This is a genomic window from Nocardioides litoris, from assembly GCF_006346315.1.
GTDB classification, from domain to species: Bacteria; Actinomycetota; Actinomycetes; order Propionibacteriales; family Nocardioidaceae; genus Nocardioides; species Nocardioides litoris.
This window is the reverse complement of sequence record NZ_VDMR01000002.1, coordinates 703,131-722,734: the sequence shown is the minus strand read 5'-3', so window position 1 is coordinate 722,734 and position 19,604 is coordinate 703,131. Positions and strand designations below refer to the sequence as shown.

Annotated in this window: 20 protein-coding genes; 8 read left to right on the top strand and 12 right to left on the bottom strand. The window is 67.7% G+C overall.

Features of this window, described 5'->3' with window-relative positions; all coding sequences use genetic code 11:
* Positions 1–104: 104 nt before the first annotated feature.
* Entirely contained in the window at positions 105–935 is an 831-nt protein-coding gene (locus FJQ57_RS11490) for a phosphoenolpyruvate hydrolase family protein (protein ID WP_139980283.1), read from the top strand.
* Positions 936–1,049: 114 nt separating this feature from the next.
* Here FJQ57_RS11490 and budC (FJQ57_RS11485) read toward each other — a convergent pair whose 3' ends face one another.
* From budC (FJQ57_RS11485) to FJQ57_RS11460, 6 genes are all read right to left on the bottom strand, one after another.
* Positions 1,050–1,820, bottom strand: coding sequence for a meso-2,3-butanediol dehydrogenase (gene budC / locus FJQ57_RS11485; RefSeq protein WP_139980281.1), 771 nt, complete (start codon positions 1,818–1,820; stop codon positions 1,050–1,052).
* Positions 1,821–1,881: 61 nt separating this feature from the next.
* Positions 1,882–2,526 carry a CoA transferase subunit B gene (locus FJQ57_RS11480; protein ID WP_139980279.1) on the bottom strand — a complete coding sequence of 215 codons (645 nt, stop codon included), beginning with the start codon at positions 2,524–2,526 and terminating at the stop codon, positions 1,882–1,884.
* Positions 2,526–3,308, bottom strand: coding sequence for a CoA transferase subunit A (locus FJQ57_RS11475; RefSeq protein WP_139980633.1), 783 nt, complete (start codon positions 3,306–3,308; stop codon positions 2,526–2,528). The genes FJQ57_RS11480 and FJQ57_RS11475 overlap by 1 nt, the downstream gene beginning before the upstream one ends.
* Before the next feature lie 11 nt (positions 3,309–3,319).
* Complete coding sequence (locus FJQ57_RS11470) at positions 3,320–4,510, bottom strand: glycerate kinase family protein (RefSeq protein WP_139980277.1); 1,191 nt, start codon at positions 4,508–4,510, stop codon at positions 3,320–3,322.
* 23 nt (positions 4,511–4,533) lie between these two features.
* Positions 4,534–5,052: a gamma carbonic anhydrase family protein gene (locus FJQ57_RS11465; RefSeq protein WP_246081750.1), complete on the bottom strand. Its 519-nt coding sequence runs from the start codon at positions 5,050–5,052 to the stop codon at positions 4,534–4,536.
* A gap of 5 nt (positions 5,053–5,057) precedes the next feature.
* Positions 5,058–5,969 (bottom strand): cyclase family protein, encoded by a 912-nt coding sequence (locus tag FJQ57_RS11460; RefSeq protein WP_139980273.1) that lies wholly within the window; start codon positions 5,967–5,969, stop codon positions 5,058–5,060.
* A gap of 225 nt (positions 5,970–6,194) precedes the next feature.
* Between FJQ57_RS11460 and FJQ57_RS11455 the strand changes: the two genes are divergently transcribed.
* The 6 genes from FJQ57_RS11455 to FJQ57_RS11430 all read left to right on the top strand — a co-directional run bounded on the left by FJQ57_RS11455 (position 6,195) and on the right by FJQ57_RS11430 (position 11,551).
* Positions 6,195–7,103: a branched-chain amino acid ABC transporter permease gene (locus FJQ57_RS11455; RefSeq protein ID WP_211348857.1), complete on the top strand. Its 909-nt coding sequence runs from the start codon at positions 6,195–6,197 to the stop codon at positions 7,101–7,103.
* Entirely contained in the window at positions 7,100–8,149 is a 1,050-nt protein-coding gene (locus FJQ57_RS11450) for a branched-chain amino acid ABC transporter permease (protein ID WP_139980269.1), read from the top strand. Before FJQ57_RS11455 ends, FJQ57_RS11450 begins: the two co-directional genes overlap by 4 nt.
* A 158-nt stretch (positions 8,150–8,307) precedes the next feature.
* The gene (locus FJQ57_RS11445) at positions 8,308–9,489 is read left to right on the top strand and encodes an ABC transporter substrate-binding protein (RefSeq protein ID WP_170219391.1); all 1,182 of its coding nucleotides are present in this window, start codon (positions 8,308–8,310) and stop codon (positions 9,487–9,489) included.
* Between the two features lie 29 nt (positions 9,490–9,518).
* The gene (locus FJQ57_RS11440; RefSeq protein ID WP_211348856.1) at positions 9,519–10,241 is read left to right on the top strand and encodes an ABC transporter ATP-binding protein; all 723 of its coding nucleotides are present in this window, start codon (positions 9,519–9,521) and stop codon (positions 10,239–10,241) included.
* Positions 10,234–10,977 carry an ABC transporter ATP-binding protein gene (locus FJQ57_RS11435; RefSeq protein WP_139980263.1) on the top strand — a complete coding sequence of 248 codons (744 nt, stop codon included), beginning with the start codon at positions 10,234–10,236 and terminating at the stop codon, positions 10,975–10,977. The genes FJQ57_RS11440 and FJQ57_RS11435 overlap by 8 nt, the downstream gene beginning before the upstream one ends.
* Positions 10,978–11,248: 271 nt before the next feature.
* The gene (locus FJQ57_RS11430) at positions 11,249–11,551 is read left to right on the top strand and encodes a hypothetical protein (RefSeq protein WP_139980261.1); all 303 of its coding nucleotides are present in this window, start codon (positions 11,249–11,251) and stop codon (positions 11,549–11,551) included.
* A gap of 184 nt (positions 11,552–11,735) precedes the next feature.
* Here the strand turns inward: FJQ57_RS11430 and budC (FJQ57_RS11425) are convergent, their stop codons facing one another.
* From budC (FJQ57_RS11425) to ctaF, 5 genes are all read right to left on the bottom strand, one after another.
* Complete coding sequence (gene budC / locus FJQ57_RS11425) at positions 11,736–12,506, bottom strand: meso-2,3-butanediol dehydrogenase (RefSeq protein ID WP_139980259.1); 771 nt, start codon at positions 12,504–12,506, stop codon at positions 11,736–11,738.
* 35 nt (positions 12,507–12,541) lie between these two features.
* Positions 12,542–14,116, bottom strand: coding sequence for an alkyl hydroperoxide reductase subunit F (gene ahpF / locus FJQ57_RS11420; protein ID WP_139980258.1), 1,575 nt, complete (start codon positions 14,114–14,116; stop codon positions 12,542–12,544).
* A complete protein-coding gene (gene ahpC / locus FJQ57_RS11415; protein ID WP_139980256.1) occupies positions 14,116–14,679 on the bottom strand; it encodes an alkyl hydroperoxide reductase subunit C in 564 nt (187 codons plus the stop codon). Before ahpC ends, ahpF begins: the two co-directional genes overlap by 1 nt.
* Positions 14,680–14,747: 68 nt before the next feature.
* Positions 14,748–16,205: a Fe-S cluster assembly protein SufB gene (gene sufB, locus FJQ57_RS11410; RefSeq protein WP_139980254.1), complete on the bottom strand. Its 1,458-nt coding sequence runs from the start codon at positions 16,203–16,205 to the stop codon at positions 14,748–14,750.
* A gap of 78 nt (positions 16,206–16,283) precedes the next feature.
* Positions 16,284–16,679, bottom strand: coding sequence for an aa3-type cytochrome oxidase subunit IV (gene ctaF, locus FJQ57_RS11405; protein WP_139980252.1), 396 nt, complete (start codon positions 16,677–16,679; stop codon positions 16,284–16,286).
* Positions 16,680–16,934: 255 nt separating this feature from the next.
* On the opposite strand from ctaF, the gene FJQ57_RS11400 reads away from it, so the two are divergent.
* On the top strand, positions 16,935–17,831 hold the full coding sequence (locus FJQ57_RS11400) for an AraC family transcriptional regulator (protein ID WP_139980250.1): 897 nt from the start codon (positions 16,935–16,937) through the stop codon (positions 17,829–17,831).
* 262 nt (positions 17,832–18,093) lie between these two features.
* Here FJQ57_RS11400 and FJQ57_RS11395 read toward each other — a convergent pair whose 3' ends face one another.
* Positions 18,094–18,849 (bottom strand): SDR family oxidoreductase, encoded by a 756-nt coding sequence (locus tag FJQ57_RS11395; RefSeq protein ID WP_139980248.1) that lies wholly within the window; start codon positions 18,847–18,849, stop codon positions 18,094–18,096.
* Between the last annotated feature and the right edge of the window lie 755 nt (positions 18,850–19,604).

Here is a 19,604-nt window from a genome sequence, read left to right as displayed (position 1 = left end):
TCGTTTAATCGATAATCGAAGGTAACCGGCGTCACACCGAGCCGTCAAGCCGCTTGGCGAGACGACTCGACTGGTGCACAACCCCGAGCAGAGAAGGTCAGGGCATGAGGCGAGCAGAGGCGTTGGCCGGGATCAGATCGACCATCACGGCAGGCCGCCCCGTCATCGGAGGCGGCGCAGGCACAGGCTTGTCGGCCAAGGCAGCCGAGGCCGGCGGGATCGACCTCCTGATCGTCTACAACTCCGGCCGCTACCGGATGGCCGGTCGCGGCTCGCTCGCCGGGCAGCTGGCGTACGGCGATGCCAACGCGATCGTGGTCGAGATGGCCGCCGAGGTGCTCCCCGTCGTACGGCGGACCCCAGTCCTGGCCGGCGTCAACGGAACCGACCCCTTCCGGCTCGTGGGGCCTTTCCTCGACTCCCTCAAGTCCATGGGGTTCGCCGGGGTGCAGAACTTTCCGACGGTGGGTCTCTTCGACGGCAACTTCCGGATCAACCTCGAAGAGACCGGCATGGGTTTCGATCTCGAGGTCGAGATGATCAGACTCGCGCACGAGCGGGACCTGCTGACCTGCCCGTACGTCTTCGATCCTGACCAAGCGGTGGCCATGGCACACGCCGGCGCCGACGTCCTGGTGCCGCACCTCGGCCTGACGACCAGTGGAACCATCGGCGCACGTACCGCGGTCACTCTTGACGAAGCGGTCGAACGTGTGCAGGCGATGCGAGACGCCGCCGTCGCGGTGAACCCTGATGTGATCGTCTTGTGCCATGGGGGCCCCATCGCGGAGCCCGAGGATGCCGCCCACGTGCTGCGGAACACCACAGGCGTCGTCGGCTTCTTCGGAGCCTCCTCGATCGAACGGTTGCCGGCCGAGCGAGCGATCCGTGACCAGACCGCGGCGTTCAAGGCCATCGACTTCACCGCGCTCTGAGCCAGCATCCCCCCGCCGCCGGGACGTGCTGGACGCGGCTCTGGCAGGCCGCCCAGCCGCAGGATTGGCAACACGATGGCGGCCGGGCAGCGACGGCCTCCCCGCGTCACGCGCTCAGTGGGCCTGCCCGGTGCTCGCTGACGTGCCCCCGTCAACGGCGAGAAAGGCTCCGGTGATGTAGGCAGCGTCATCGCTGGCCAAGAACAGCACCGCTGGGGCGATGTCGTCGGGCCGCCCGGGCCGGCCCAGGGCGATGCGGTTGACCGCAGCGTCGAGAGCATCCTGGTCGTCCTCGATGGCGCTCGTGAGGTCGGTGATCGTCAGTGCGGGCGCCACCGCGTTGAGCCGGACGCCACGCGGCCCGTAGTCCAGCGCGAGCGACTGCACGAGGTTCAGGACGGCGGCCTTGGTCGCGTTGTACAGCGACTGTTCCCAGTCGCCTCGGATCCCGGAGACGGAGCCGACCGCGACGAGGTTGCCGCCGCGCCTCTCCAACTCGGGAAGCCCGTGGCGCGCCACATGGATGAAACCGTCGATGTTCGTCTGGCGGATCGTGCGCCACTCGTCCAGGTCGTACTGGTCGAACGGGCCCTTGGTGTAAGCAGCGGCGTTGTTGACGATGACGTCGAGCGAACCGAAGTGCCCGACGACGCGGCTGATCATCTCGGCGGCAGAATCGTCTTGCGAGACGTCAGCCTCGACGGCGAGCACACGTGCTGGCGGGTAGTCCGCGACGACCTCGTCGAGCTTCTCTCGGCGGCGTCCGCTCACCGCGACGTTGGCCCCGTTGGCCAGGAATGCCTCGGCGATGGCGCGGCCGATTCCGCTCCCGCCGCCGGTGACGAGCACCGTCTTGCCCTCGAACGCGTAGTCGTTGGTCGTCATAGTGGGTCGACCCTCTTCCCGGTGTGGTGTTGCTCGAAGTCTGTTCTGGTCCCTGTCCCTGTCAGCTGACGCTGAGCGGGGGTCCTGTCTTGGCGCGCACCTCGTCGACGCTCACTCCGGGGGCGAGTTCGACCAGGTGCAGGGTCCCGCCGTCGTCGAGCGGCTCGACGTCGATGACCGCGAGGTCGGTGATGATGCGCTGCACGACACGCTTGCCGGTGTAGGGCAGCGAGCAGCGCTCGACGAGCTTGTGCTCGCCGTCGCGTGCGACGTGCTCCATCAAGACGATGACTCGTTTGGCACCGTGGACCAGATCCATCGCCCCACCCATGCCCTTGACCATCTTGCCCGGGATCATCCAGTTCGCGATGTCGCCAGCGGCTGAGACCTGCATCGCCCCCAGGATGGCCGCGTCGATCTTGCCGCCCCGGATCATCCCGAAGCTCGTGGCAGAGTCGAAGAATGACGCCCCCGGTCGTAGCGTGACGGTCTCCTTGCCGGCGTTGATGAGGTCTGGGTCCTCGTCGCCGTCGAACGGATATGGCCCGACTCCGAGGATGCCGTTCTCGGACTGCAGGACGAGTTCGACCCCCTCAGGAACATGGTTCGGCACCAGGGTGGGCAGCCCGATGCCGAGGTTCACGTAGGAGCCGTCATGCAGTTCTGCGGCTGCTCGGGCGGCCATCTCGTCGCGAGTCCAGCTCATCAGGTCTCCTCGGGGCGGGCGTGGACGGTCCGCTTCTCGATCCGCTTGTCCATGGCCTGGTCAGGGGTCAGCGCCACCACGCGCTGCACGTAGACGCCGGGGGTGTGGACGCTGTTGGGGTCGAGCTCCCCAGGCTCCACGAGGTGCTCCACCTCGGCGATCGTGATGCGGCCGCACATGGCCGCCAGCGGGTTGAAGTTGCGGGCGGAGTCCTTGTAGACGAGATTTCCGTGTCGGTCGCCCTTCCAGGCCCGCACGAGTCCGAAGTCGGCGACGATGGCCTCCTCGAGCACGTAGTCGCGGCCGCGGTAGTCGCGGGTCTCCTTGCGGGGTGAGGCGACGAGGACGTTCTCGGGGCCGTTGCCGCGACCGTCGTAACGCCACGGGAGGCCGCCTTCGGCGACCTGGGTCCCGCCGCCGGTGGCGGTGAAGAACGCTGCGATCCCTGAGCCTCCTGCGCGCATCCGCTCGGCCAGCGTGCCTTGCGGAGTCAGCTCGACCTCGAGCTCTCCGGCGAGGTACTGGCGAGCGAACTCCCTGTTCTCCCCGACGTACGACGCCACCATGCGCCGCAGCCGCCCTGCGGAGAGGAGGAGCCCGAGACCCCAGTCGTCGACACCCGCGTTGTTGGAGACGACCTCGAGGTCGTCGACCCCGGCGGCGAGGAGCGCGCGGATGAGCTCAGAGGGTATGCCGCACAGGCCGAAGCCGCCGACCGCCAACGTGGCGCCCGACGCGATGTCGGCTACCGCCTCGGCCGCCGAGGCGACCACTTTGTCCAGTCCTCTGCGATTCAGCATGCGTCCTCCACGACGTCGACGGTGCTTAAGGTGGCTTCTCTCCACTCGGCCGGGGTGAGCGGCACGACGGGTTCGATCGCGCCGGGTCTGTCCAGGCGGGGCATCCAGTCGTCGGCCATCCGACCGGCCACCTCCTCGAGCAGACGGCGGGCCTCTCTCATGCACACCTCGGGGTCCGGTTCGAGGTCGAGCAGCGAGTAGACGGCGCGGATCCCCGCTGAGCTCGTCTCGGACTCGCTGAGGAGGTTTCGTCCGGCGATGGCGATCACCGTGCACCGTTCATCGGCGGCGATCCTGGCGGCGCCGATCGGCCCTTTGCCCCGCAGGCTCTGCTCATCCAGGGAGCCCTCGCCGACGACCATGAGATCAGCGGCACGAACTGCGGCTCGTAGCCCGGTGAGTCTTCCGATCAGGTCGATGCCCGACACGATGCGCGCTCCCGCCAACGCGACCAGGCCGAAAGCGAGGCCGCCTGCGGCGCCCGCTCCTGGCAGCGACCGGGCGTCGGCGCCGGTGTGGCTGCTGATGCGTTCGGCCCAGTCTGTGAGGCGGTCCTCGAGTTCGACGACCAGGGCCTGGTCTGCGCCCTTCTGGGGCGCGTACATGGCCGCTGCACCGACTGGACCTGTCAGGGGGTTGTCGACGTCGCAGGCCACGACCAGGTCGATGTCACTCAATGCCCTGCTGAGGCCGGCCCTGGTGGCCTCCGGCCGGTGCGGCGTCCAGCCGAGAGCAGCGACGTCGACGCCCAACGCCTCGAGTGCGCCGGCTCCGCCGTCGGTCGTAGCGCTGCCTCCGACCCCGACCACGATCTGTCTCGCGCCGCGCACTGCAGCATCGAGCACGAGCTCGCCCACCCCGAACGTGGTGGCCTGTCGGAGGGTGGCAGGGGTTGGCGGCCCGGGCAGGAGCATGAGCCCGGCCGCGGAAGCCATCTCGACGACGGCCAGGTCGTCTCGCACGGCGTAGGTTGCCCGGACCGGGCTGCCCAGCGGTCCCGTCACATCCACGCTCACGGCCGAGAAACCGTGCCGGAGGGCGAGTGCGACGGTGCCCTCACCACCGTCGGCGACCGGATGCTCCACGACGTGCGCCGTCGGGTCTTGGCGACGGATCGCCGCCGAGACGATGGCAGCTACCTCGCTGGACTCGAGTGAGCCCTTGAACTTGTCGGGGGCGACCACGACACGAAGTGGTGCTGGCCTGGTCACAACGCCGCCCGGTACTGCTCTGCGAGCCGTACGTAGCTGGCGGCGTTCTCGACGACGTCCGCACGTTCCTCCTCCGTCAAGGCCCTCCGCGCCCTGGCAGGCACACCGGCGATGAGAGTTCCGGCCTCGAACTGGGCGCCCTCCAGGACCACAGCACCCGCTGCGACCAGACACTGCGGTCCGATCACTGCACCGTTGAGGATGACAGCCCCCATCCCGACAAGGGTTGCCTCACCGATCGAGCAGCCGTGGACGACTGCTTGGTGGCCGACCGAGACGTGCCGTGCGACGGTGACCGGGAAGCCCGGATCAGCATGGATGACCGTGCCGTCCTGGATGTTGGACTGCTCCCCGATCGAGATGGTGTCCCCATCGGCGCGCAGGACAGCCCCGAACCAGACGCTGGCACCTTCTTCGATCGTCACGGCGCCCGCCAGGACCGCCGAAGGCGCGATCCAGGCGCGACCGTCGATGGCCGGGGTCTGCTGACCGAGCGTGATGCGACGTGTGCACACAGCGATCAGACGATCGCGACGGGGTCGAGCATCGACCCGGTGGTGCCGGCGATCTTGAGGGGAAGCGCCACGAAGAGGAACTCGTAGACCTTGTGGCGTGCGAGCTCCTCGAGATAGATGCATTCGAACAGGTAGATCCCGTTCTCGATCAGCAGAAGCGTGTGGACCGGTTGCGGGTTCGCGGGCGAACCGGGGTCGGGGGCGGGTTGCACCTCGAAGGTCTCGGTGTCGCTGCCCACGGCGACGACCCCCTGGTCGAGCAGCCATGCCGCAGCCGAGATGTCGGGACCCGCGGTGGTGTGGCGCGCCATCTTCTCCGGGTCAGGCCAGGCACCCAGGTAGCCGGTACGGATGAGGACGATGTCGCCGGCCCTGATGGTGACCCCCTCGGCCTGCGCGACCTGCTGGAGCTGCTCGGCGTCGACAGACTGGTGTGAGTCGAGCGCGTCCAGACCCAAGAAGCCGGGGACGTCGAGCAGGATGCCGCGGCGGATGAACGGCGGGAGCTTGCTGCCGTCACCGACAGTCGGGCCGCGGTCCCCCAGGTGCTCGCGGGCGTTCGCGCCGTCGTACCAGTGGTCGTCGTCACCGATCGTCATGTGGGCCAAGGCGTCGACGTGGGCGCCGCTGTGGGCGGTGCCGCTGACGACTTCGGCCATGTACTGCAGGTTGACCTCGTTGGTCGGACCCCACGGCTCGACACCGTCGCCACGGAGCCCTGCGGGAGTGCGGTACATGCTGACCTGGAACGGGGGGTGGGCTCCGAACAGGGGCATCCCGGTGAAACGCGGCAGCGCCAGCGAGAACACCTGACCCGTCGTGGGCAGCCGCAGGGCATCGAGCACCTCATGCGGCTCTTGGTCCGCCGCTGGGCCGGCCTGTCGATAGGTGCGCGGTTCTCTCGTCATGTCATCCATCCGTCGTCTCCTCCGTCTGCTCGATTATCGATAGTAAGGGACGAGCGTCACATCCGGAAGGGGTGCAGACCGCCCCTTGACGGCTGTGATGCCGATCACTACCTTCCCGATTATCGATTACCGATCATCGAGGAGATGCGCATGAGTCAGGTCGAGGCCGCGACCCCACGGTCCTCCTGGATTGCCGGGCCGCACCGTCTGAGCGGCACCGCGGCCGTCGTAGCAGTGGCCGTGCTGGCCTCCGCGGCCCTGGTCGTCCGCGACGGCTCGAACGACGGCCTGCTCCTGGCAGTCACGATCCTCAACGGGCTGAGCTCTGCCGGCCTCTACTTCCTCGTTGCCAGCGGCTTCACGCTCATCTTCGGCCTCCTGCGGGTGACCAACCTGGCCCATGGCAGCTTCTATCTGGCCGGCGGCTACATCGGGTGGACACTGCGAGACGCCACCGGCAGCTGGCTGCTGGCACTGGTCGGCGCAGCGCTCGCCGTAGCTGCCATGGGCCTGCTGTTCCAGCTGCTCCTGCTGCGGCGCGTCGACGGCGACCCGATCCGCGAGTCGCTGCTGACCATCGGGCTGTCAGTGGTGGTCGCGGACCTGACCCTCTCGATATGGGGCGGCTCGTCGCTGGACATCGGCGCACCAGCACTCCTCGACTCCACCTTCACTGTCAACGGGCTCGTCTACTCCGAGTACCGGCTGGCACTCCTCGGTCTGGCGATCCTGGTCGGCGCTGCCCTCTACGTGCTCCTCAAGTGCACCCGGCTCGGGATGACGATCCGAGCCGGCGTCGACGACCCCGTCATCCTCGCCACCACCGGGGTCAACGTCCCGGTGATGCTGAGCCTGGTCTTCGGCCTGGGCGCGTTCCTCGCCGGGCTCGGCGGGGTCGCTGGGGGGTCCTACCTCTCGATCTCCCAAGGCGAGGACGCCCGCTACCTGCTCGTGTCGCTGCTCGTGGTCATCGTCGGAGGGCTGGGCAGCGTCACGGGCGCCGCCGCCGGCGCACTGCTGGTCGGCCTCGTCGAATCGTTCGCCCAGGTGCACCTTCCGACGTACTCGGTGCTGGTGACGTTCGGGGTCATGATCGTGGTCCTCGCCTTCCGGCCCCAGGGACTGCTGGGAGCGTCTCGATGACCACGATGAGCAGCGGACTCATGGGCCGGAGCCGCCTCGAGGTACTCGAAGGTCGGTGGCGTCTCGTCCTGTTCGTCGTGGTCGCCGGCTTCCTCCTGGTGGCGCCCTTCGTCCTCACACCGTTCTTCTTCGTGCAGATCCTGATCCGCTCGCTGTGGCTGGGCACGGTCGCGGTCAGCCTCACGTTCTTGATCCGGTACGCCGGCATGATCTCGCTGGCCCAGACCGGAATCTACGGCGTGGCCGCATACGTGACCGCCAATCTCTCGGTCACTCGCGGCGTCGAGCCCTGGACCTCGGCCTGCGCCGGCATCACGGTTGCCGTCGTCCTCGCCGTGATGGTCGGCGCTCTCGCAGCCCGAGCCCGAGGCGTGTACTTCCTCATGCTGACCTTGGCCGTGGGTGTGTTCCTCTACTACTTCGCGCTGCAGTACCGGCCGTTCACGTTCGGATTCAGCGGCATCAACGGCGTCGCCGTGCCATCGCTCGGATCGATCCAGCTCAGCGATCCCCGCAACTTTTACTACGCGGCGCTGGTCGCAGCCGCGGTGTGTCTCCTCGGCTTGAGCGCATACTCCCGCTCACCGCTCGGGCTGGCACTGCAAGCAGATCGAGACTGCCCCGAGCGTGCACGAGCCCTCGGGATGGAGCCGCTGGTCGTCAGAGTCGTCGGGTTCGCCGTCGCTGGGGTCGTGGCGGCGATCGGTGGGGTGCTGTCGGTGTGGTTCAACGGGCAGGTCTCGCCCGGCTCCCTAGACGTCACCCGGACCATCGACGTCCTCGTGATTGCGGTTCTCGGCGGGGTAGCCCGGCTCGAAGGGGCATGGCTGGGCGCCTTGCTGCTCAGCGTCCTCACGGTGTACGTCAGCGACCTCACCGACTACTACACCACCGTCATCGGCCTGGTCTTCATCGGCGTCGTGCTCGCTTCCCCGAACGGGGTGCCGGGAGCGGCCGCCTCAGCCATCTCGGCACTCCGGCGGCTCGTCCCGCGCGCGCCGGCCCATGGATCCGTTCCACCCACGCAACAGGAGAAGCCGTCATGACCCGTTCCCGCACCACACGTTCCGTCGTGCTGTCACTCGCCGTGCTCAGCACCCTCGCCGCGGCAGGGTGCGGAAGCTCCTCGGACGATCCGGGCAGTCCCACCGGAGGCGGTATCGCAGGCTCCGCCCAGAAGGACAGCGGCGCCGCCACCGACGGCGTGATCAAGATCGGTCTGCTCTCGACCCTCGACGGGGCGTACGCCGCCCTCGGGCAGTCGGCCAACCAAGGCGCCAAGGTCGCCCTCGTGAACGCCGGCGCGACCCTGGACGGCACGGGCGACCGGGACGGCATCACGGGCCTCTCCATCGGTGGCCAGGACGTCGAACTCGTCATCGAGTCCTCCGACGCCACGCCCGACGCCGCACTCGCCGCGACTCGTCAGCTCGTCGAGAAGGACGCCGTCGACATCCTCGTCGGTCCGCTCTCGGGCGACGAGGGTCTCGCGGTGAAGGAGTACGCCAGGCAGCACCCCGAGGTCACCTTCGTCAACGGCACCTCCGGTGCCCAGGACACGACGCTACGCGACCCGGCTCCCAACTTCTTCCGGTTCACCACCGACGGTGCGCAGTGGATGGCCGGTCTCGGTGCGTACGCCGCAGACGACCTGGGATACGACAAGGTGGTCACCATCGGGGAGGACTACTCCTTCCCCTACGACCAGGTCGGCGGGTTCATGGCGCCCTTCTGCGCCGACGGCGGAACTGTGCCCGACAAGATCTGGGTCCCGCTCGGGACCAAGGACTTCTCCTCCTACATCGCCACCATCCCCAGCGATGTCGACGCCCTCTTCGTCGCCCTCGGTGGCGCCGACGTCCTGAACTTCACCAAGCAGCTCGACGAGTCCCCCCTGGCTGGCACGCCGATTCTCGGCGGATCGATCTCGGTCGACGGCTCGGTCATCGAGGGCCTGGGCGACCGGGCTGAGGGGATCATCTCCGCCGGTCCTGTCGCAGCTCTGGACACGCCCGAGTACCGGGCGTACGCCGACACCCTCGCCGCGACGTTCCCCGACGCTCCCCCGCCGGGACTCTTCGACGTCGGCTACTACATCGAGATGACCGCCACCCTCGACGCGTTGGACGAGGTCGAGGGCGTGCTGGACGACGGGCACGAGGCGCTCAATGCCGCACTGACGTCGCTGCAGCTCGAGACGCCTGTCGGCCCGGTGGAGCTGGACGAGAACCGTCAGGCCATCGCCAACAACTACCTCTTCGAGGTCAGGGGCGGGTCCTCCGAGCTGATCGAGACGGTCCCGGAGGTCAACCAGACGCTCGGGCTCGACCGCGACGAGTACATCGCGCAGCCCGCCAACGACCGCGACAACCCCAGCTGCCCGTGATGACGTCGCCGGCACTCTCCTTGCGCGGGGTGAGTCGCCGCTTCGGCGGACTTCTCGCGGTGCGTGAGGTCGACATGCAGCTCGAGGTCGGCACGAAGCGGGCCCTGCTCGGGCCGAACGGGGCTGGCAAGACCACCCTGGTCAACCTCATCGCTGGGGCTGTCCCCACGAGCGAAGGGACCATCGAGCTGTTCGGAGCCGACGTCACCGAGGAAAGTGGCCGGCGCCGGGTCGCCCGAGGGCTCGCCCGCACCTACCAGGAGTCGAAGTTGTTCTCGGGTCTGAGCGTCGAGGACAACATCGCTCTGGCGCTGATCGGGTCCGACGGTGGACTCTGGCGGCCAGCTCCCGGCGGTCGGGCCCAGCGGGCGCGTCGGGAGCGTGCGCGCGAGCTCGCCGCACGCGTCCACCTCACCCGTCTGATGGGCGACCGAGCGGCAGCGCTCTCCCACGGCGCGAAGCGCCAGCTCGAGCTCGCCATGGCCCTGGCCTCGCGGCCGAGGGTTCTCGTCCTGGACGAGCCGGCAGCCGGCTTGTCGCCGTCCGAGCGGGAGATGCTCACCCAGCTCCTGCACGACCTGGACCGCGACCTCACGCTGCTCCTCATCGAGCACGACATGAACGTCGCGCTCGCGGTGACCGACTCCGTCACGGTGATGGCCGATGGCCGCGTCGTCTTCGAGGGCACACCGGACGAGGTCGTCGCCAGCGACCTCGTCCACGAGATCTACCTGGGAGTCAGCCATGTCTGACAGCGCACTGACGATCGAGGCCCTCCAGGGATGGCGCGGGTCTGCGCACGTGCTGCAGGATCTCGAGCTCGAGCTGACCTCGGGTGTCTTGGCGGTCATCGGCCGGAACGGCATGGGCAAGACGACTCTCTGCGAGGCGATCACAGGCGTGCTCCGGGCTCCTGGGTCGCGCGTCGAGGGACGCATCAACGTCCACGGACGCCAGGTCGAACGACTCCCTGCGCACCGCCGATCCCGGCTCGGAATCGCCTACGTCCCGCAGGGGCGCAGGTTGTTCGGCTCCCTGACGGTCGAAGAGACCCTGAGAGTCGCTCAACGCCGCGGCGAATGGACCGTCGCGCGGGTGTGCGAGCTGTTCCCCCGACTGAGCGAACGACTCCAGACGCGCGGGACCTCCCTGTCTGGCGGGGAGCAGCAGATGCTGGCGATCGGCCGTGCCCTGCTGACCCAGCCTCGTCTGTTGGTGATGGACGAGCCCTCCGAGGGCCTGGCACCGATCGTGGTCGACCAGGTGATCGCAGCCTGCCACGGGCTGGCCGAGGCAGGGATGGACATCCTCGTGGTGGAGCAGAACCTGGCTGCTGCCACTGCCATGTCAGACCACGTCGTGGTCATCGCCAACGGACGAGTCGCAGCACATCTGTCCTCGCAGGAGCTCGTCGCCAGTGGCGATCTGCAGCGTCGCTATCTCGGGATCGGGATGGACAGTGCACCCGACGTCGCGTTCCCGGCGTGAGGCCGGCTGTCGCCGAGGTCGGTCCGCGGGCACGACCGCAACGTTCGGGCCGCCGCATCCCGGGTCTGTCGCTCCGCTCGGGAGTGGGCGCGGGGCACGTGCGGTGCGCCGGACTCGGCAGCTCAGCACCGAGGTCCGCAGCAGCAGCCGCAGCGACTGATGGCGGCCTGGCTGTGGTCGCTCACGGCGAACCCGCCGTCCGAGCTGGCTGCGCCCCGGCCACCTCCACCTCATCCATGTCGAACAGGCACCGACGCACCTCGGAGTTGTCATGAGCGCACTCGACGTCGCAGGGATCATCGGGCTCCTCATCGCGAGCCTGCAGATCCTTGTCTCCCTGCTCGCCGCACTCATGTCCTGGCCCAGTGCGGTGCGGAGGACGCTGGTCAGCGCCGACGCTTGGTGGTTGGTCGTCTGCTCGGCGACGGCCGTGGCCTGCCGCGTCGTCGGCGGGTCCTCGGTCGGCCTGTGGTCGGCACTGTTAGGCGCTCTTGCTGCAGCCGCTGCGCTGATGACCGTCGGCAGCGTCCGTCCCTCAGGTCCCGCCTCCGACTCAGCTGACACCGACTGGTGAACCTGACCAGATCGGGCTCTGCAGGCGCTCGATCACCGTCAGGGCCTCGGACCGACAACCAGTCGGTCAAGGGTCGAGCGTATCGGTCGGCAGCGACCCCGTCGTCCGGCAGCGCTGGACCGACCAGCTCCTGTGTGACGCACAATGGTGCGGGTCCCCGCCGCTTCCTGTGGGCGTGTGACCACTAGTGCGCCTGACCGGTCGAGGCGCTCGTGCCCCCGTCGACCGGAAGCCAGGAACCGGTGATGTAGCGGGCGTCCTCACTGGCCAGGAAGAGGACGGCGGGCGCGATGTCACTCGGCTCGCCGAGCCGTCCCAGAGCCACCCGGTTGGTGGCTGCACTCACGGCGGTCTCGTCCTGAGTGAACGCTTCGGTCATCTCTGTTCGCGTCGCCGCGGGGGCCACTGCGTTCAGACGCACGCCGCGTTCGCCGTAGTCGAGCGCGAGGGATTGGATGAGATTCATGACCGCCGCCTTGCTCGCGTTGTAGAGGGCCTGTCCCCAGTCCCCTCGGAAGCCTGAGACCGAGCCGACCGCGACCACGTTCCCGCCAGTTCGTTCGAGCTCCGGCAGTGTTCGGCTGGCGATGTGGACGAAGCCGTCGATGTTCGTCGCCCGGATCTTCTCCCACTCGGTCTCGACGAGGTCGACGAAGTCGCCGTTGGCGTAGGCCGCAGCGTTGCTGACCACCACATCGAGGCGCCCGAACCGTTCGATGGTCGTGGTGACCGCGTCGTCCACGGACACAGGATCGGCGACGTCGAGCCGCACCGCCAAGGCGCGACCTTCGGGCGCGTCGGCCAGCGTGTCGTGCAGACGCTCGACGCGTCGGCCACCCACGACGACGTTGGCGCCGTTGGCGAGGAACGCCTCGGCAATGGCGCGGCCGATGCCGCTGCCACCACCGGTGACCAGAACGGTCTTGTCGGCGAAGGGGTAGGAATTGACGGTCATGCGTTTCCTTCTGGTGAGCTTTGTTGACGTCGGGCTCAGGCCGTCAGGGCCGGAAGCCGCACGAGGTACTCGAACGCAGCGAGGGACGCTCGGGCGCCCTCTCCGGCTGCGGTGATGATCTGCTTGTAGGGTCCGTCGGTGCAGTCGCCCGAAGCGAAGACACCGGTCATCGTCGTGCGGCCGTGACTGTCCACGACCACCTCACCCGCAGCGTTGCGACCGACCGCGTTCTCGAGCCAGTCCGTGTTCGGCACTAGGCCGATCTGCACGAACACACCGTCGACCTCGGTGACCTGACGGAAATCCTGGCTCCGTGACGACCAGGCGACACCGGTCACCCGTTCGGTGTCGCCGAGCACTTCGGTAACACGTGCGCCCGTGACGACGTCGATGTTCGGTCTTGCCGTTGCTGCCTCGACAAGGACCCGGTCAGCGTTGACCTGGTCGGCGTACTCGAACAGGGTGACTGAACGCGCCAGCGCCGAGAGGTCGATCGCGGCCTCGAGGCCCGAGTTCCCGCCCCCGACGACAGCGACGTCCTTGCCGGCGAACAACGGTCCGTCGCAGTGGGGGCAGAACGAGACGCCGCGATTGCGGTACTCCGCCTCGCCTGGCACATCGAGCGTCCGCCACCGGGCACCGGTGGCCAGCACCACGGTACGTGACGTGACCTGCGCGCCACTCTCGAGAATGACGGTGCTGGCTGCACGGTCTGCACCCGAGCTGTTCCGGAGCGTTCGCGCTCGCTGCCCGAGTGCGACATCGATCTCGTGGCTCCGAACCTGCTCCTCGAGGTCCCGGGCGAACCGCACACCTTCGGTGTGGCGCACCGAAGGAAAGTTCTCGATCCCAGCGGTGTCGAGCACCTGTCCTCCGAGGTGCTCCGCGACGATCGCGGTCCGTAGTCCCTTCCGTGCGGCGTACACCGCAGCCGTCGCCCCGGCGGGTCCACCACCGATGACCAGGACGTCGTACTCGTCCTGGTCCGCGAGCACCGCGCTGCCCTCATCGGGGACGTCGGAGCTCAGGCGCCACAGGATCTCGGCGAGGCCCATGCGACCGTGGGAGAACGCCGCTCCGTTGAGGTAGACGGTCGGGACGCTCATCACCCCGCGGTCCGCGACCTCGGTCGCGAAAGCAGAGCCCTCGACGGCGGTGTGGGTCACGTTGTCGTTGAGGGCGGCCAGCGCGTTCAGCGCCTGGATCACTTCGGGGCAGCTCTGGCAGCTCTGCGAGAAGTACGTCTCGAAGTGCAAGGGGCCTGCGAGCCGAGAAGCAGATTCCAAGAGATCGGCTTCTCCCTTCACTGCTACTCCTCCAGCCTGGAGGACGGCCAACAGCAGCGACGAGAACTCGTGTCCGAGCGGGACCCCAGCGAACGCGACCCGCGCAGTAGCGCCGGTGGCAGCTACGCCGAACGACGGGACTCGGCGTGAGTCAGCGGAAACGGTCTCGCTCACTTGCACGAGCGGGCTTTCTGCGAAGTGCGCCAGCAGCTCGCGTACCTGGTGCGACACGCTGCCCTCGTCCAGGGCAGCGGTGATGGTGACCGGTCTGGTGAGCAGTTTGAGGTAGGTGGCGAGCCGGGACCGAGTTGCTTCGTCGAGCATCAGATCTTGCCGACGAGGTCGAAGGTGGGAGCTAGGGTCTCGCCGCCTTCGTCCCAGTTCGCGGGGCAGACCTCACCGGGGTGGGCAGCGATGTACTGGGCTGCCTTCACCTTGCGGAGCAGTTCGGCAGCGTTGCGACCGACACCGTCGTCATGGACCTCGACGACCCGGATGACTCCGTTCGGATCGATGACGAACGTGCCCCGCAGCGCTTGGCCCGTCTGCTCGACCAAGACATCGAAGGCGCGGGTGAACTCATGCGTGGGATCGGCCAGCATCGTGTACTGGACCTTGCCGACCGCCGAGGACGAGTCGTGCCAAGCCTTGTGGGCGAAGTGGCTGTCGGTCGACGCCGAGTAGAGCCGGACGCCGAGCTGCTCGAACTCGTCGTGGTGGTTGGCCAGGTCCTCGAGCTCGGTGGGACACACGAAGGTGAAGTCTCCGGGGTAGAACATCACCACGTTCCACCGTCCTGCGAAGTCGTGGTCGCTGACTCGGATGAATTCGCCGTTGCGGTAGGCGTTGAGTTCGAAGGGAGCGATGGTGGAGCTGATCTGGGGCATGGCGTGACGCCTCTCGTTGTCGTGGACCCTGACGGGCCCCGTGATGCACGTGCTGGGGCGGTTGCGAGCTAGCCGATGGCACCGTCCATCTGTAGCTCGATGAGGCGGTTGAGCTCGAGGGCGTACTCCATCGGGAGCTCCTTGGCGATCGGCTCGACGAAGCCCCGCACGATGACTGCGCGGGCTTCGTCCTCTCGGAGACCCCGGGACATGACGTAGAAGAGCTGGTCCTCGCTGATGCGCGAGACCGATGCCTCATGGCCCATCGACACGTCGTCCTCGCGGATGTCGACGTAGGGGTAGGTGTCAGACCGGCTGATCGAGTCGACCAGGAGGGTGTCGCAGATGACGTTCGACTGACTCCCCCTGGCCTCCTCGTTGACCTGGACGAGTCCGCGGTAAGACGTTCGACCGCCTCCTCGAGCGACGGACTTGGAAAGCACGTTCGACGAGGTCCGGGGCGCGGCGTGGACCATCTTGGCGCCGTTGTCGAGGTGCTGGCCGGGCCCGGCGAACGCGATCGAGAGCGTCTCGCCCTTGGCGTGCTCGCCCATGAGGTAGACGGCGGGGTACTTCATCGTCACCTTGGAGCCGATGTTGCCGTCGACCCACTCCATGGTCGCGCCGGCCTCGCAGACCGCGCGCTTGGTGACGAGGTTGTAGACGTTGTTGGACCAGTTCTGGATCGTCGTGTAGCGGCAGCGGCCGCCCTTCTTGACGATGATCTCGACGACCGCGGAGTGCAGCGAGTCGGAGGAGTAGATCGGCGCGGTGCAGCCCTCGACGTAGTGCACGTAGGCGTCCTCGTCGACGATGATCAGCGTGCGCTCGAACTGGCCCATGTTCTCGGTGTTGATCCGGAAGTAGGCCTGCAGCGGGATGTCGACGTGGACGCCCTTGGGCACGTAGATGAACGAGCCGCCCGACCACACCGAGGTGTTGAGCGCGGCGAACTTGTTGTCACCGACGGGGATGACGGTGCCGAAGTACTCCTGGAACAGCTCGGGCTGCTCGCGCAGGGCGGTGTCGGTGTCGAGGAACAGCACGCCCTGGGCCTCGAGGTCCTCGCGGATCGAGTGGTAGACGACCTCGGACTCGTACTGCGCGGCGACGCCGGAGACCAGGCGCTGCTTCTCCGCCTCGGGGATGCCGAGCTTGTCGTAGGTGTTCTTGATCTCCTCGGGCAGGTCGTCCCAGGTGGCGGCCTGCTTCTCGGAGGAGCGCACGAAGTACTTGATGTTGTCGAAGTCGATGCCGCCGAGGTCGGAGCCCCAGGTCGGCATGGGCTTGCGGTGGAAGAGCTTGAGGCCCTTCAGGCGCAGGTCGAGCATCCACTGCGGCTCGTTCTTGAGCGTCGAGATGTTGCGGACGACGTCCTCGCTGAGGCCGCGCTGGGCGGTGGCGCCGGCGACGTCGGTGTCGGCCCAGCCGTAGGCGTATCCCGTCGTGCTCTCTGCCAACACCGCAGCGTTGCTCGTGACGTCGTCCCCGCTCCGGGGCTTGGTGGGCTCCGCGGTGCTCGTCATGGCTGCTCCTGTTCTTGCTCTGGTTTCTCGGTGAACGGCCGGACACGGCTCACAGCCGTTGGGCCCGGCGTGCTCGATCTAGTGGGCATGGACTCCGACGTAGTACTCGAAGACCCAGAACAGCGCTGCCGGTACGGCCAGCCCGGCACCCACGACCACGAGCCACCAACCAACGGCGACGCCGAGCGAGATGACGCCGATCGCGCCGGCGGCGTGCAGAGGAGCCCAGCTCTGTGCCGGGAAGAAGCCGAGCTCACCGGCACCCCCCGACATCTCGGCCGTAAGGTCGTCGTCCAACTGGATCGACAGCCGAACGTGCGTCAGGAGCGAGTACCCGAACAGGAGCAGCGCCACGAACGTGACGAATGACAGACCAGCGGTACCGGCCGCTTCGCGGGCTGTGAACCAGTACAAGGGGATCATCGGTCCCCACACGGACGCGCAGATCGCTGACATCCACACCAGCGGCCTCATCGGCGGTCGTCCGGCTGGGTCTTGCCGTGGTGGCCTGGCCAGACGATCCCGGCACAGCAGCCGCCGACCAACGCTGCGACGACGATGACGGCGGCGACGAGGAAGCCTGTCATCGGATCGTGCTCACGAACGGGATGTGCATGTCTTGAGACTGGCGCCCAGTAGGTACGAGTAGTTGACCGATTCACCGGTGCTCTTGGACTTCCTCCGTGGTGACAGACTCTGGTGTCAACGGCTGCCGACGACGGGGGTGCCATGAAAGAGCCAACGCGGTCGGTGCCGCTGTTCGGACCCCTCGACCCGGGCCCGATGCGGCCGGCGGTCAAGGTCGCCCCCTTCGACAGTTCGCACACCCGTGTGGGCGTCGGCGCCCACGCCCATCATGATCTGGAGATCCTGTACTTCGCGGAGGGCACGGGTTCGCACCGGATCAGCGGCCATGACCTGGAGATCGAGCCAGGGACCCTCTTCCTAGTCCCACCGCGCCTGGCCCACGACCTCGGCGGGATGGGTGACGCCCGGGGATGGGTCGTCGAGTTCTCGCCGAGTGCGATGGCGTCGATTCCCGAGATCGCGGGCTCTCTGCCGCTCTGGCGCGCCAACCCGATGCTCAGCGCGTTCCTCGTCTCTGAACAGGACCCGCCCCTCGGTCGGCTGGCCGTACCTGCCCATCGGCGCTCGATGCTCGAGAGCCTCCTCACCGACATGCAACGCGAACTGGAGACCCGTGACGACGGTTACCGGATCGCGAGCGCAGCCCAGGTCGTCCTGCTCTTGGTGAATGTCGCACGGCTCGCCGCGGATGTGACGAGCCAGTACAGGCGCAACAACCAGCCGCTGCTCGCCGCGTGCTTCGAGGCTATCGAGAAGGGGTTTCGCAACCCGTTGTCGACCACTGACGTAGCGCGCTCGATGAACGTCTCTGCGACCCATCTGTCCACGCTCGTCAAGGAACGGACAGGCCGCACGGTGTTGGAGTGGATCACGGAACGGCGCATGTCCGAAGCGCGACAGCTCCTGCTCACCACAGATTTGCCTGTGGAGATGGTGGCACGGTCCACGGGGTTTCCTGATCCGACGTACTTCAGCAGGAGGTTCCGTCAGGTGCACGGGACCTCTCCCAGGGCTTGGAGGAGTCAAGCCGCTGGCTGAGCGTCGTGGGCCTTCCGCCCGGGGCTCACTGGCCGTCTCGCCTGGCGACGCACCTCGAAGGGTTCTTCGGTCATCGACGGCGGACAGCGGCGCTGGGCTGTGTTTGGTGACCGGCTGCTCTCCCGTGGTTCCGCGAAGGAGGCGAGCCATCCGCTGTCGACGGTCAACGCACCACGACGGACCCACCCTTCATCGAGCCGGAGCAGGCTCTCAGTCCCTCCTGGCGGGCGCGGCCCCCGAGGACAGGTGGCACTGGAGCCGCCTAGACGAGTAGCCCGCCCCCATCCAGGGTCAACGTGGTTCCGGTGACATGCGGATTGTCGAGGAGGAACGCGACCGCGTGAGCGGCGTCAGCGGGTTCGCCGACGCGTCCGGCCGGGACGGAGCCGGCGGTCGACTCGAAGAAGGCACGACGCTCGGCCTCGGGCATTTCGCTCCAGGACGGGGTGTCGAAGATCCCGGGGTTGAGCACGTTGACCCGGACGGGTGCCAGCTCGATGGCCAGCGAACGGCCGAGCCCCTCGATGCCGGCGTTGGCTGCCGTCACAGCTGCCGTTCCCGGGCCAGGTCGGCTTGCCGCGACTCCGGAGAAGAGCACCACACTCGCGTCCGCTGCGAGCGCAGGCGCTACCTGGTGCACCACGCGCCAGTAGCCCATCAGCTTGCCTACCACTGTGCTGGAAGCCTCTTCAGCGGAGAACTCACGAAACGGCTTGTACTGCAGGTGAGCGGCGCTGAGAACCAGGTGATCCACCGTCCCTCCCGCCAGTGCCGAGATGACAGTGTCGAATCCGTCTTCTGTCGTGATGTCGCTGGTGACGACTGAAGCACCAGCGGCCCGTAGCTCCTCAGCGGACCGGCCGGTGGAGTCACGGGTGGTGACGATGACGTGTTCCCCCCGATCGAGGAGCAACTGGGCGACGGCGCGGCCCATACCACTGGTGCCGCCCACGACCACTGCGGTCTTCGCGGTGGCTGCGGTGTCGGTGTCGGGGTGGGGAGGGAGCGAGGTGGTCATGGAAGTCCTGTCGTTCTAGTAGTTGTCGGGTGTGGCTCAGGGCGATCGTGTCGAGCGCGGCGGAGCTCGGGTCACCGCCGCGGGCGTGCTCCGCCACCACCGGTGCGTTCGGAGTCGGGTCGCCCTGGTCGGCCACGTGGTCGATGGCGACCACTTCGTGCGGTGACAGGACGAAGGTGGTGGCACGCCGTGCCCCGCCCTCCGCCTGCACCAACTTCGTCGTGAGGAACGCCTCGTCATGTCGCAGCCTGCTGGACCTCAACGCCCGGCCGCCCTGCACCTCGCTGCTGTAGCAAGTGGCTTCTGCGGGGCGATCGCTCTCTCCTCGCCTGCCGGTCGACGACCAGGCGTCCAGCTCGGTTCATGTGCGACCGAGGACGACACGGCGGTCGCCGAGAATGGGGAGATGCGGGAGGCGGTGACCTTCATGAAGCGAGGCGACGCTCTCCGTCCTCGGCTGACGTCGCCTTTCCGAATGTCGCTGTCACGACGCGGGGTTCGTCGGACCGTCCGGCTCCGCTCGTCCCACGAGCCTCGTTCGACCGATCCTCGGCCCGATAAGCGGCGAGGATCCCGAAGAACAAGAGTGCTAGCACCGAGACGGCGCTTGTCACGAACCACATCATTTCTGCGTTGTCCGACATCGTCGTTTCCCTTCCTAGTTCGGCGTACACCTCAACGGTCTCGCCATCGCGGGCTCAATGGCTGGACGATCCGACGCGAGACTTGAACTAACAGTTCCGGCGAGGCGGCCA

What these genes read in the sequence shown, in the direction of transcription:
- FJQ57_RS11490 (WP_139980283.1), top strand. Translation starts at nt 105, where the DNA reads ATGAGGCGAGCAGAGGCGTTGGCCGGGATCAGATCGACCATCACGGCA.
- budC (WP_139980281.1), bottom strand. Translation starts at nt 1,820, where the DNA reads ATGACGACCAACGACTACGCGTTCGAGGGCAAGACGGTGCTCGTCACC.
- FJQ57_RS11480 (WP_139980279.1), bottom strand. Translation starts at nt 2,526, where the DNA reads ATGAGCTGGACTCGCGACGAGATGGCCGCCCGAGCAGCCGCAGAACTG.
- FJQ57_RS11460 (WP_139980273.1), bottom strand. Translation starts at nt 5,969, where the DNA reads ATGGATGACATGACGAGAGAACCGCGCACCTATCGACAGGCCGGCCCA.
- FJQ57_RS11450 (WP_139980269.1), top strand. Translation starts at nt 7,100, where the DNA reads ATGACCACGATGAGCAGCGGACTCATGGGCCGGAGCCGCCTCGAGGTA.
- FJQ57_RS11435 (WP_139980263.1), top strand. Translation starts at nt 10,234, where the DNA reads ATGTCTGACAGCGCACTGACGATCGAGGCCCTCCAGGGATGGCGCGGG.
- FJQ57_RS11430 (WP_139980261.1), top strand. Translation starts at nt 11,249, where the DNA reads ATGAGCGCACTCGACGTCGCAGGGATCATCGGGCTCCTCATCGCGAGC.
- budC (WP_139980259.1), bottom strand. Translation starts at nt 12,506, where the DNA reads ATGACCGTCAATTCCTACCCCTTCGCCGACAAGACCGTTCTGGTCACC.
- ahpF (WP_139980258.1), bottom strand. Translation starts at nt 14,116, where the DNA reads ATGCTCGACGAAGCAACTCGGTCCCGGCTCGCCACCTACCTCAAACTG.
- ahpC (WP_139980256.1), bottom strand. Translation starts at nt 14,679, where the DNA reads ATGCCCCAGATCAGCTCCACCATCGCTCCCTTCGAACTCAACGCCTAC.
- sufB (WP_139980254.1), bottom strand. Translation starts at nt 16,205, where the DNA reads ATGACGAGCACCGCGGAGCCCACCAAGCCCCGGAGCGGGGACGACGTC.
- ctaF (WP_139980252.1), bottom strand. Translation starts at nt 16,679, where the DNA reads ATGAGGCCGCTGGTGTGGATGTCAGCGATCTGCGCGTCCGTGTGGGGA.
- FJQ57_RS11400 (WP_139980250.1), top strand. Translation starts at nt 16,935, where the DNA reads ATGAAAGAGCCAACGCGGTCGGTGCCGCTGTTCGGACCCCTCGACCCG.
- FJQ57_RS11395 (WP_139980248.1), bottom strand. Translation starts at nt 18,849, where the DNA reads ATGACCACCTCGCTCCCTCCCCACCCCGACACCGACACCGCAGCCACC.